Annotated in this window: 9 protein-coding genes; 5 read left to right on the top strand and 4 right to left on the bottom strand. The window is 49.3% G+C overall.

What is annotated here, in order from left to right; genetic code table 11:
* Positions 1-25: 25 nt before the first annotated feature.
* The 5 genes from JJU34_RS04315 (at position 26) to JJU34_RS04335 (ending at position 7,084) form a co-directional block, all read left to right on the top strand.
* Entirely contained in the window at positions 26-1,282 is a 1,257-nt protein-coding gene (locus tag JJU34_RS04315; protein ID WP_228691095.1) for a twin-arginine translocation signal domain-containing protein, read from the top strand.
* A gap of 28 nt (positions 1,283-1,310) precedes the next feature.
* Positions 1,311-2,516 (top strand): acetylxylan esterase, encoded by a 1,206-nt coding sequence (locus tag JJU34_RS04320; RefSeq protein WP_228691096.1) that lies wholly within the window; start codon positions 1,311-1,313, stop codon positions 2,514-2,516.
* A 59-nt stretch (positions 2,517-2,575) separates the two neighbouring features.
* Entirely contained in the window at positions 2,576-3,460 is an 885-nt protein-coding gene (locus JJU34_RS04325) for a sugar phosphate isomerase/epimerase family protein (protein WP_228691097.1), read from the top strand.
* A gap of 50 nt (positions 3,461-3,510) precedes the next feature.
* A complete protein-coding gene (locus JJU34_RS04330) occupies positions 3,511-4,884 on the top strand; it encodes a Gfo/Idh/MocA family oxidoreductase (RefSeq protein ID WP_228691098.1) in 1,374 nt (457 codons plus the stop codon).
* 103 nt (positions 4,885-4,987) lie between these two features.
* Positions 4,988-7,084 carry an acetylxylan esterase gene (locus tag JJU34_RS04335; RefSeq protein WP_228691099.1) on the top strand — a complete coding sequence of 699 codons (2,097 nt, stop codon included), beginning with the start codon at positions 4,988-4,990 and terminating at the stop codon, positions 7,082-7,084.
* A 96-nt stretch (positions 7,085-7,180) separates the two neighbouring features.
* Here the strand turns inward: JJU34_RS04335 and JJU34_RS04340 are convergent, their stop codons facing one another.
* The 4 genes from JJU34_RS04340 to JJU34_RS04355 form a co-directional block, all read right to left on the bottom strand.
* Complete coding sequence (locus JJU34_RS04340) at positions 7,181-8,365, bottom strand: class I SAM-dependent rRNA methyltransferase (RefSeq protein WP_228691100.1); 1,185 nt, start codon at positions 8,363-8,365, stop codon at positions 7,181-7,183.
* Complete coding sequence (locus tag JJU34_RS04345; protein WP_228691101.1) at positions 8,335-9,738, bottom strand: sodium:solute symporter family protein; 1,404 nt, start codon at positions 9,736-9,738, stop codon at positions 8,335-8,337. The genes JJU34_RS04340 and JJU34_RS04345 overlap by 31 nt, the downstream gene beginning before the upstream one ends.
* 12 nt (positions 9,739-9,750) lie before the next feature.
* Positions 9,751-11,370 carry an ATP-binding cassette domain-containing protein gene (locus JJU34_RS04350; RefSeq protein WP_228691102.1) on the bottom strand — a complete coding sequence of 540 codons (1,620 nt, stop codon included), beginning with the start codon at positions 11,368-11,370 and terminating at the stop codon, positions 9,751-9,753.
* 111 nt (positions 11,371-11,481) lie between these two features.
* On the bottom strand, positions 11,482-12,708 hold the full coding sequence (locus JJU34_RS04355; RefSeq protein ID WP_228691103.1) for a multidrug effflux MFS transporter: 1,227 nt from the start codon (positions 12,706-12,708) through the stop codon (positions 11,482-11,484).
* Between the last annotated feature and the right edge of the window lie 55 nt (positions 12,709-12,763).

Genomic DNA, 12,763 nt, shown 5'->3' on the forward strand with positions numbered 1-12,763 from the left:
AATTGCATTCACTAAAACCAAGAACGTGAAAAAAAACCGTAGAGATTTTCTAAAAGCTACCGGGCTTGCAGGCATGGCGTTGGCTACCGGCCCAGTTTGGTCTATGGAAGGCCAACCGATTCACGCTGAAAACCCACAAGCCACCATGGAGAACTTGATCGGTGCGTATGGCCCTTGGGCCAACTCGCTTCACTTGGAAGGACTGCCGAGACTTTCCTTTAGAAATACCCAGTTTACGGACTTGCAGGCTTGGAAAAAGCAGGCCTTAGAAAAGGTGAAAGACCGCTTGGGTATTCCCGATGTGGGCCCTACGCCGCAGGTAACCGTCCATAGGACCTATTCCTACGATGGACTACAGGTGGAGGAAGTTAGTTGGAAGTTGCCCTATGGCAATCCCACCAAAGCGGTAATTCTGAAACCACTGGGCGCCACAGGAAAGCTACCGGCCATATTGGGTCTTCACTGCCACGGGGGAAACAAGTATTTTGGATTGCGAAAAATTACCCGTACCAGCGATAGCCCACACGAACTGATGGTTGCCCATCAGGATCATTATTACGAAGGAACTGCCTGGGCCAATGAAATCGCGAAGCGTGGCTATGTGGTCATGGTGGCAGATGCATTCACCTTTGCCAGCCGCAGGGTGATGCTAGCCGATGTGCCGGAACGGCAACGCAATGGCCTAACGGATGAAAACCCGGAGGATCCCCAAAATATTCAAGCCTACAATACGTGGGCAGGTAACCACGAGCATGTGATGGCCAAATCCCTTTTTTGCGCCGGCACCACTTGGCCGGGGGTCTTCTTTGCGGAGGACAGGGCAGCCTTGGATGTGCTTTGCGCCCGTCAGGATGTAGATACCGCAAAAATCGGCTGTGCAGGCCTTTCCGGAGGAGGTCTTAGGACCGTAATGACCGGTGGCTTGGATCCTCGGATTACCTGCGCCGTATGTGTGGGATTTATGAGCACCTGGACGGACTTCTTGCTGCATAAGTCATTTACTCATACCTGGATGGCTTATGTGCCCATTTTGCCGCAGGAGCTGGATTTTCCGGAAATCCTAGGCTTACGAGCCCCGAATCCCACATTGGTGCTAAACGATATCGATGACGCGCTGTATACCATGCCTGAAATGGAAAGAGCAGACAAAATCTTGGCGGACGTATTTGCCAAAGCAGGAGCATCAGACAAGTACCGGTGTTCTTATTATCCTGGACCTCATAAATTTGATAGGGCCATGCAACAGGAGGCGTTTGATTGGTTCGATAAATGGCTCAAATGATGAAATCATTGTAACAAACAATACGCCCATGATACCTAAACACCACCGCCGAAGATGTTGCCTGACGCTTCTCACGTTCCTATTAGTTGTAGCGATGTCTCCATCAGTACATGCTCAGCGCAAGCCAGTAGATGAAAGCATGCTCTGTGTGGGAAACCATTGGACAGAGGAGGAGGGAGCTGCTTTTCTTCGGCAAATGAAACAAACCTACACGAATAGGGCCGCATGGGAAAAGCGCGCCAACGCCATCCGCCGCCAAATCCTGAAGGGAACAGGGCTGGACAAAGCGCCCAAAAAAAAACCACTGAACGCTGTTTTCGGTGAAGTCAGGCAGTTTGACGGATACACGGTTCAAAACGCGGCTTTTGAGAGTTTACCCGGTGTATTTGTGACCGGCAGTCTGTACAAACCCACCGGAGCTTCAAGTGGTTTACCGGGAATCCTCAGCCCTCACGGACATTGGGGTCAGCCTGGTGATGTGGGTAGGTATCGGGCCGATGCACAAAAGCGCTTTGCCAGTATGGCCAGGATGGGAGCAATGGTTTGGGCATACGATGCGGTTGGGTATGCCGAAATGGAAGAGATCGGCTGGGAACACAAACATCCCGATGCCCTTAAGCAACAGCTTTGGAATAGTGTACGGGGTGTAGATTTTTTACTTGAATTGGGAGCGGATCCTGAAAGAATAGCCGTGACAGGAGCTTCCGGTGGAGGAACTCAATCGTTTTTGTTGGCCGCAGTGGATGATCGTGTTAGCGTTTCTGTTCCGGTGGTCATGGTTTCAGCCCACTTCTTTGGCGGTTGCGTGTGTGAGAGCGGGATGCAGATTCACAAGGCGAAGAATTTTCAGACCAACAACGTAGAGATTGCGGGCGTTGCGGCCCCGAGGCCCATGTTATTGGTGTCTGTAGGCGGCGATTGGACCAAAAATAATCCGGAGGTTGAATACCCGCATTTGAAGCACATCTATACCCTGATGGGAAATCCAAATTCTGTAGAAAACATTCATATACCGGAAGACCAACACGGATACGACGAGAAGAAGCGTCAGGCGGTGTATCCCTTTCTGGCTAAGCACCTTGGACTGGATCTCAGTAAGGCCATGCATGCCGATGGCAGCCTCAACGAAAGTGCGGTTACGCTGGAGGATCAGCGGGACCTTTATGTGTTTGGAGGAAAAATTCCTTTCCCAGCCAATGGTATAAAACACAACGATGGGGTATTATGGAAGTAAAATTCCCTCAACCCCGATTTATATCAACCGCTTATTCAATAGAACCAAAATAACCAAAAATGAGAAAATTGTTAGACAGAAGAGAGTTTGTAAAAAAGAGCCTGGCATCAGGTATGGCGGTTGGATTGCTGGGGGGAGTCTCCATGCAGTCGTTATTTGCACAAAATGCGGCCTTAAAGCTCGGACTGGTTACCTATCAGTGGGGAAAGGACATGACCTTGCCGGAACTGATCGCAGCCTGCGAAAAAACGGGCTATGGAGCGGTAGAACTAAGAACCGAGCATGCGCATGGCGTGGAAGTCAACCTGTCCAAAAAGGAGCGGAACGAAGTAAAGAAGCGCTTCAGGGATAGCCCGGTGACCTGTTTAGGCTATGGGAGCAATTACGAATACCACAGTCCCGATCCTGCCGTGCTCAAGCGAAACATCGAAGGGACCAAAGAATACATCAAACTTTGCAAAGATATCGGTGCTACGGGCATCAAGGTAAAACCCAATACCCTTCCAGAGGGAGTACCTAGAGAAAAAACGATTGCACAGATTGCTTCTTCCTTTAACGAGGTCGGAAAGTTTGCGAAGAATCATGGCCAGTTAGTCAGGGTGGAAGTACATGGTCGTATCACCCAGGAATTGCCTGTGATGAAAGAGATATTCGATCAGGTGACTGAGAAAAACGTCGTAATTTGCTGGAACAGCAACGATACCGACCTAAAAGAACCGGGTTTGGAAGCGAATTTTAACATGGTAAAGCAATGGATCGGAGATACCACGCATTGCCGGGCTTTCAGCGAGACGGATTATCCTTTTCAGGATTTGTTCAGATTGCTAAACGGTGCAAATTACCAAGGTTGGATCCTACTCGAAGCACATAGCAATCCGGCAGATAAAATTGCCGCCATGCAAAAAGAAAAACAGCTCTTTGATCAGATGGTCAGCAAGCTTTAGGCAACGAACTAAGTAATGGAAATAAGTAACCAAGTAACCTTAAATACAACATGACAGAAAGAAGAGAATTTATCAAAAAGAGTTTAATGGGGAGTGCGGGCATTGCTGTGGCCGGCATGACTATGAGTGCCAAATCTTACGGGAATATCTTAGGAGCAAACGACCGGATGCACCTTTCCATCATCGGTATCAGAGGTCAGGGTACCAACCACATCAATCAATTCTGTAAACTGAAAGACAGCCGCAATGTGGTTATCAAAACGTTGTGCGACGTAGATGAAAATACCTGGGCTGAAAAAGTGAAGCTGGTACAAGATCAAACCGGTGATAAGCCCGGAACGGCCTATGACATGCGGAAGGTGTTTGAGGACAAGGAAGTAGATGCCGTCTCTTTTGCCACGCCGAACCATTGGCATGCGCTGGGGGCCATTTGGGCTGCACAGGCAGGCAAGCATGTTTACGTAGAAAAACCCTCAAGCCACAACATTTTTGAAGGCCGCAAGATGATCGAAGCTGCCCGCAAGTACAATGTGGTCATGCAGACCGGATTTCAAAACCGATCCATTGCCAACGTGATGCAGGCGATGAAGTTTTTGCATGAGGGAGGCATTGGGGAGGTGTACATGGCAAGAGGTCTCTGTTACAAGCCGCGGCATTCCTTCGGCATTGCCAAAGATAGTATGCCACCGGCAGGCTTGCACTACGATCTGTGGTTAGGCCCTGCACCCTATCGGGCGTATAATGAGAAGAGGGGACACTATAACTGGCACTGGCACTGGGATACCGGAAACGGTGATACTGGAAACCAAGGCCCTCACCAATTTGACGTGGCCCGATGGGGATTGAACAAAAACGAGCATCCGGTATCCGTATATTCCACCGGTGGCATTTACGGGATTTCTCCTTCAGAGTGTTCTCAGGAAACTCCCAATACGCAGACCTCCATCTTCAAGTATGCCGACGGCAAAGTGTTGGAGTTTGAAACCAGAGGTAGGTATACCAATGGAGAGTCCAGCTTGGACATCCACATCGGAAATGTTTTCTATGGAACAGATGGATACCTAGAACTGAACGGTAGCACTTGGAAGGCATTTCGTAAGGACGAGAAGGAGCCTTTTGCGCAATCGGCAAAGGTACAACAACAAGCCAGCGGTGGGTCCAACCTCATGGCAGCGCCCGGAGGTTCGGAGCATTACGCCAATTTCTTGGACGCAGTGCGCAAGCATGACCGGTATGCGCTGAATTGCGATATCCGGGAGGGGCATTATTCCTCTGCATTGCCTATCATGGCCAATATCTCCTACAGACTGGGTAGAGGGCTTAATTTTATGGGTGAGTACGAACGGTTTGCCAACGACTCCGAGGCAGATACCATGCTTTCCAGACCTAGCAGACCACCTTACGTGGTGCCTGACCAAGTCTAGCCAGTAAGAATCCAAATCCACCGAAAGCTTGCCCTCACCGCGTTTTTGCGACGCCTTGGCGGCGAGCTTTCGTTTTTTCAGTCCCCATAAAATATGCCCTCCCATGAAATCGCTACTCCACTTACTCCTATTTTTCCTAATTCCAGGCCTGCTGATAGCTCAGGAGGATTTAGCCGTCATACAACCCCACTGGGTAAATTTCAAAGATGGACCCAATGCGCTTTACAAGCATTTGACGGCGCAGGCCTTCTCCCACTTGGAGATTCGGGATGCGGAGATTGCAGCTATTCAGTCGTTGGATCAGTGGAAGGAGCGCCAAGCGTGGACCCAAAAAACGCTTTTGGAAGTAGTGGGTCCATTTCCTGAAAAGACCCCACTCAACCCCCAGATTACCCGACGAATTGAAAAGGAGAAGTTTTTGCTGGAGCATGTGGTATTCGAATCCCAGCCTGGTTTTTACGTAACTTCCACCCTCTTTATCCCAAAAGGTATACGTGGGAAAGCCCCGGTCGTGATATTTTGCAGTGGGCACGCCCAGGAGGCCTACCGAAGTGCGACCTACCAACACATGATATTAAACCTAGTCTACAAAGGTTTTATCGTTTTTGCGTTTGATCCAGTAGGTCAAGGGGAGCGGCTGGAATACTTCGATCCTGCTACCAACGAATCTACCATCGGAGGGCCTACTAAACAGCATTCGTACCCCGGAGCCCAAGCGTTTATCGCGGGTACCTCTCAGGCGACCTATATGATATGGGACGGCATCCGTGCGGTGGACTATCTGCTGACGCGGAAGGAAGTAGACCCGGCTCGGATTGGTATCACCGGGAGATCCGGAGGCGGTACCCAGTCTGCGTATATTGCCGCTTTTGATGAACGGATCTACGCATCCGCTCCGGAAAATTACATTACTAATTTTAAGCGGTTGTGGCTTACCCACGGTCCGCAGGATGCTGAGCAAAATTTTTATCGAGGTATACAGCAGGGTTTGGACCAACCGGACCTGTTGATCGTCCGGGCACCAAAACCCAGTCAGATGATCACTACCACACGCGATATATTCAATATTGAAGGCGCACGTGAAGCGGCTACCCAAGCCCGAAAAGTATATGAGAGCTACGGTGCTGAGGGACTTTTTGAGATGGTGGAGGACGATGCGGCCCATGCCTCTACCCCCAAAAACCGTGAGGCGATGTATGCCTTTTTCCAGCGTCACTTGCAGTTACCAGGGCATTCCATGGATGAACCAGTGGATACACTGTCAAAGGCAGACCTACAGGTCACACCAACCGGGCAGGTGCTTACCTCCTTCGAGGGAAAGCGCGTATTCGACCTAAATCAGCGTATGCTCGCATCCTTACCCGAATTGCCCCGTGACTTGGTGTCAACTGCAAAGGATTTATCGGGCTACGTGGAACCGATAGCTCCAGCTGAATCCATGATGGTGGGGAGATTTCAGCGAGAAGGGTACTCCGTCGAGAAGTACCTGATGAAAGGGGAGGGGGATTATTGGATCCCTTACCTGCTCATGAAGCCAAATCAAGGGACTACCAAGGCGGTCCTGTATTTGGACCCCTCTGGAAAAGCCACAGACGCTGCTGTCCAGGGAGATATGGAGGCCTTGGTGCGTGGAGGGGCTATGGTACTTGCCCCAGACCTGCTGAATGTGGGTGAAATGGGACAGGGTGGATTTACGGGCGACTCCAATTTTGAGGGACACTCCTACAATCTATGGTTTGGCAGTATTCTCATTGGTAGGAGTATTACCGGTATCCACGCGGGTGATGCAAATCGATTGGTGAAAATTCTTCAAGACAAGGAAGGTGTTACCGAGATCCGGGGCCTCGCCAAAGGAGCCATGAGTTCTGTACTGCTCCATGCCGCGGCATTTAATCCCAGTATTTCAGGTATTGCCCTGGTAAATCCACTAACATCTTTTCAAGAATTGGTGAGGGATCCACAGTATGATCCGTCCATGACGGCCTATACGGTCCCATATTCGGGCAAAGCATACGACCTGCCCCAACTTATAAATTACCTGTCTGACCGGAAGCCGCTGATCCTTTCGTCCGAGGTGCCGGTAGGTGAGGGTGTTAAAATCGAGGAGCTTCCTAGTCCGGCCAAAAACGCTGCACAACAAGTGGTCACCCGGTCTGCACGGGAGCGGCAGGAATACTTGGGCCAATGGTTAAAGCCCTAGGGGACTTTAGCAAGTAGTTGGTTGGTGAAAAGTTACCTTCCTGGTAAAGCCATAATTTATTGCGGGGGCGATCCTAACGTACAGTATGTGGCGCTGTCAGACCACATACAGGACCAACCCTTTCAAATAGGCAGTTTCTTGGTGGAAAATGTTGATCGGATGATCACCGGGCTGGGTGAGTTGATGGATGATTTTTACCTGTCGGCCGGCCTCCATCGCTGCTGCCGTCACGGTATGTGAAAAAAGCGTCATGTCCACTACTTGGGAACAGGAAAAGGTAAAAAGGAGACCGCCAGAACGGATATTTTTGATGGCCAGGCTATTGATCCGTTTGTAGGCCTGCACGGCTTGGTGCCTACTGCGGACATGCTTTGCAAACGCAGGTGGGTCCAACACGATCACTTCAAAATCTTGGCTAACCTCTTTTAAATAGTGCATCACATCCGCTGCCACACTTCGGTGGCGTCCTGCTGCTAGCCCATTGATGGCTACGTTTTGATCGGTTAGTGCGACCGCAGCCGCTGAGATATCCACCGAGTGTACTTCTTTCGCCCCTTGGTTCAATGCGTACACAGAAAAGCCACCCGAATAACAAAAAGTATTTAATACCTTTTTGCCGGCGGCATACTTGCCAAGCAAGTAGCGGTTTTCACGCTGATCGATAAAGAATCCGGTTTTTTGGCCCTTTTCCCAATCGATTTCAAATAGGTTGCCGTATTCTCTGACCTGATTTGTTTCGGGTGTGCCAAAGACGAATCCATCGGTAACGAGGCTATTCCCAGATATTGTAGCCTGACTCTTGTCGTATACCGCTTTCAAATTCTCCCCGTAGATAGATTGCAGAGCGGATGCGATGTCCGTTAGATGCCGGTGTATTCCTTCGTGGTGGGCTTGAACCACTGCTGTTCCGTTGTAATAATCGATGATCAAGCCGGGCATCAGGTCGCCCTCACCGTGAAAAAGACGGTACACGTTGGTATCCAGGTTGTCGGTCAGTCCGAGCAACCGCCTGAGGTCATAGGCCTTTCTCAGGGATTGAACCCAAAAGGAGGCATTCAGAGGTCCTTGATCAAATGCTGCGATTCGCACGGCGATGGATCCTTCACCGTAAAAGCCTACTGCTAGAAACCTGCCTTTTTCATCCACCACCTCTACCAGATCACCGGCAGCTATGCCCCCGTCTTTCTTTGCGATGGCCCCGGAAAAAACCCAGTGGTGCCTGCGTTGTATGGAGATGTCTTTGCCTTTTTTTAGGTGGACGACCGGATAATTGGATTGCATCGAGGATTTTTCGGTTTAATGAGGGTTCCCAATACCATCCCTAGGGCACTGCAAGCGGTGGCCAAGAGAAAGGAAGGGATTGCAAAGGTAAACTGATCTAGAACAAAGTAGGAACTCATGCCAAAAAAAATGGACAGCAAAGCACCGAATTTGGATGCTTTTTTCCAATACAGGCCGGCAGTTAGAGGTACAAAAAGGGATACCAGGAGCAAAATGGATGCGTCTGCTACCAGTTCGTAGATATTTGCCTTCCAGGTGGCCATGAAGACCGATACCAAAGCGACTGCTACCACATTTATCCGCAAAAGCCAGAGCATCTTTCGGTCTGAATACTGTGTGAGGTATGGTCTGAGTATGTTTTCGGATAGGATAGCCGAAGGAGCCAATAAAGAAGAACTCGTGGTACTCATGATGGCAGAGAGTAGGGCACCGAAGAATAGAATTTGAACGCCCAAACCCGCGTGTTGTAGCACCATTTGGGGCAGCAGCATTTGAGGGTTTTCCAAATAAAGATCCGGATAAAGCGTTTTTGCTCCAAGCGCAATGAAGAGTGGCAGTAGTCCAAAGGTGAGATAACAGGCAGCTGCCAAGTACAGTGAACGCTGAGCCACACGCTCCGACTTCGAGGCCATTACCCGTTGATAGATGTCTTGACTGGGAATACTGCCCAAGCCCAAAATGGCCCATGCTCCGAAGTAATTTCCCCACGCCGACAACTCCGGCGGCGGAAAAAACTGAAAGCTACCCGGCGGAGCGTCTGCCAAGATGGCGCTAGCGCCGCCTGCATCACGCAGGATAATGACCGTCACCCAGATTAATCCGACCACAATCACCAGGGTTTGTATAAAATCTGTAATGGAAATGGCCCACATACCTCCCAGGAAAGTGTATACGACGACGATGATCACGGCGATAAGAATTCCCTGTATCAGCGAAGCACCTGTGACAGCTCCCAATATCAGACTCAGTGCCACCAGTTGCGCCGCTGTATATCCAAAAAAAGCCGGCACCATACACAGGGAAGAGATGTAGCCGACTTTCTTGCCAAATAATCGGACATATACATCCCCCAAGGTGCTCACACGCATGCGGTAGATGGGTTTTACGTAAAACATCCCAAACAGTATCAGGCAAAGCGCACCGCCGAAGGGATCTTCAATGACGCCCAACAAGCCGTGTTCCAAGTATTCAGAGGAGGCACCGAAAATCGTTTCTGAACCAAACCAAGTGGCAAATAAAGCCGACGTGCTTAAAAATAAAGGCAATTGCTGGCCTGCCAACATAAAGTCCTTGGCATTTTTCACCCTTTTTGAAGCCCATGCTCCGATGGCTACGGTGGACAGCAGGTACAGTACGATGGCTACGGCTAGCAAGTGCCTCGAGGGTTATTTTTTTCCGTACATGGTATTTCGGAGCTCCTGAATCTCTGGGTTTTCCAAATATTCTTCGTAAGGAAGCCTTCGGTCTATCGTTCCGCTAGGGGTAAATTCGATGATGCGATTAGCGACCGACTGCACAAAAGCGTGGTCAAAGGAGGAAAGCAGTACCGTGCCGTTAAACTCAATGATCGCATTGTTTAAGGCGTGAATAGACTCCAGGTCCAGGTGGTTGGTAGGTTCATCCAAGACGAGGAAATTGGGGTTTTGAAGCATCATTTTGGATACCATGCACCTTACCTTTTCCCCTCCGGAGAGCACAGAAGCCTTTTTGAAGGACTCCTCGCCGGTAAACAGCATCCTTCCCAAGAACGTACGAACGTACGCTTCTTCCTGGTTGTCCGAATACTGACTTAACCAATCGATCAGCTTTAAATCCGAATTGAAAAAGGAGGAGTTATCGTTGGGTAGGTAGGCTTTGTTGATGGTAACCCCCCATTTGAAGGAGCCTTTTTGAGTGGGTAGCTCGCCCATGATGGTTTGAAAAAACTTGGTGACTGCCTGCTTGGTGCGGGAAATAAACGCTATTTTATCTCCCTTGTCTACCATGAGATTGACATCTCGGAAATATACCGTGCCCTGAGCTTGAAGACCAAGTTCCTCGGTCAGCAGCAACTGATCGCCGGCTTCCCGTTCCGGTTTAAAGATGATGCCCGGATACTTTCGACTGGATGGTTTGATTTCCTCCACATTGAGCTTTTCCAACATTTTCTTTCTCGCGGTGGCTTGCTTGGATTTTGCCACGTTGGCGGAGAATCGTTCGATAAAGGCCTGTAGTTCTTTTCGCTTATCTTCTGCTTTTTTGTTTTGATCGGTTTTTTGCTTTGCTGCCAGTTGAGAAGATTCGTACCAGAACGTATAGTTACCGGTATAGATGTTTATTTTACCGAAGTCTATATCAACAATATGGGTAGAAACGGTGTCGAGGAAGTGCCTGTCGTGGGAAACGACAATGACTAGGTTTTTGAAGTTTACCAAAAAGTCCTCCAACCAGGCGATGGTTTCAGCGTCCAAATCGTTGGTAGGTTCGTCGAGTATCAGGATATCGGGATTTCCAAAAAGCGCCTGCGCCAGCAAGACCCGTACTTTTTGATCTCCGGACAATTCTTTCATCAATTTGGTGTGCAGGTCTTCGCTCACCCCTAAGCCAGAGAGCAGTGCAGCCGCATCGCTTTCTGCATTCCAACCATCCATTTCCGCAAATTCCGCTTCCAGTTCGGCGGCCCGGTTACCATCTGCCTCCGAGAAATCTACTTTCATGTAGATGGCGTCTTTTTCGGTCATGATTTCAAAAAGCTTCTTATGACCCATAATCACCGTTTTGAGTACGTCATCCTCTTCGAAAGCAAAGTGGTTCTGGGACAAGACGGCCATCCGCTGTCCGGGGGTGATATTGACCTGCCCGGAGGTGCTGTCCATCTCGCCGGTGAGAATCTTCAAAAAGGTGGATTTTCCCGCTCCGTTTGCACCGATCACACCATAGCAGTTTCCAGGAGTAAATTTGAGATTTACTTCTTCGAAAAGGGTGCGTTTGCCAAACTTGAGGGTGAGATTATCGACTGAAATCATGCGTATTGTGTGGGTTATGAGAAATAAAGTGCAAAGTTAGGAAAATCCGCCGGAATAAATCGGATACGGGTTTCAAAAACCAAGGATCGGCAGTCAATAGGACAAAGCCTATTAGGCCGTGGTCTTCAATCTGATCGGGGTTTTGTGTTTAAATAGTTTATCGGAGTAATATACAGCGAGTACTAGAAGCCCAAGTAGAATGCACAGGAACATCATCAAAACCATGGGGATAGCGGTGCCGTTGTGGAACAGGCTTACCAGCCCGGTCACCAAGCCACCCATAGCCATCCGCATAAATCCCATCATGGCAGAGGCGCTGCCGGCATTTTGGCTAAAGGGACTCAGCGACAAGGCTGCCGCATTGGGTATGCTTAGTCCGTGCCCTGTAAGAAATACAAACAGGGAGACGATAAACACCTGCACATTAAACCAATCCAGGTAGATGCCTAAAAAAATGAAGGCACCAACCACCAGTTGATAGGAGAGGGCCGTGATCACGATTTGCTGGTTTCGGAATCGTCGTAGCAATACGTGGTTTAGCTGTGTGGAGCCAATCATAGCCGTGGCTAGAAAGGCAAATACCCAGCCGTACTCCGTCTCTGTCAAGCCATAGAGATTAATAAACACGTCTGATGAACCCCCTATATAGGCAAATGGCGCCGCTCCCGCTATGCCACCTACGAGGATATAGGTTAGAAACTGTTTGTTTTTTAGGACAAATATATATTTGTGAACCACCTGAATGGGCTTTAAGGAAATCTGACGATCTGGAGAGGCCCCATCGGGTAGGTAAATCAAGGAAAGCACCAGGATAAGTGCCGTGATGGCGGCAAGTACGATAAATAGGTAGTGCCAATCCATCTTGGTGGCCAAGTAGCCTCCAATGGTAGGAGCGATCATGGGCGAAACAGCAATGACCAACGTAAGCAGTGCAAATGCCTGAGCGATTTTGTTTACTGGAAACAGATCTCTGACCAGAGCTTGTGCGGCTACCATCCCGGCGCATCCTCCAATAGCTTGGACAAACCTCATCCATATTAGGGATTCCACCGAGTCAACCATGGCGCATCCTAGTGACGCTACTATGTAAATAAGCATACCGGCATAGAGGGGCTTTTTTCTGCCATACCGATCCAAAAGCGGTCCATAAAAAAGCTGACCGATAGCAATACCGATCAAATAGCTAGTAAGCGAAAGCTGCACCTCAGAGATGGTTGTATCGAGGGATTTGGCAATAGAAGGAAAGGCCGGGAGATACATATCCACCGAAAATGGGCTTATGGTGCTGAGTGCACCCAAGATCAGGATTAAGGTGAAAGAGTTTTCCGAGGATTTCATTGAGCCTAGTTAGATCAAAATTTCAATAGAGGCGAAACGGTTTCTAACTAGTATT

It is taken from the genome of Lunatimonas sp. (genome assembly GCF_020832325.1).
Taxonomy (GTDB): Bacteria; Bacteroidota; Bacteroidia; order Cytophagales; family Cyclobacteriaceae; genus Lunatimonas.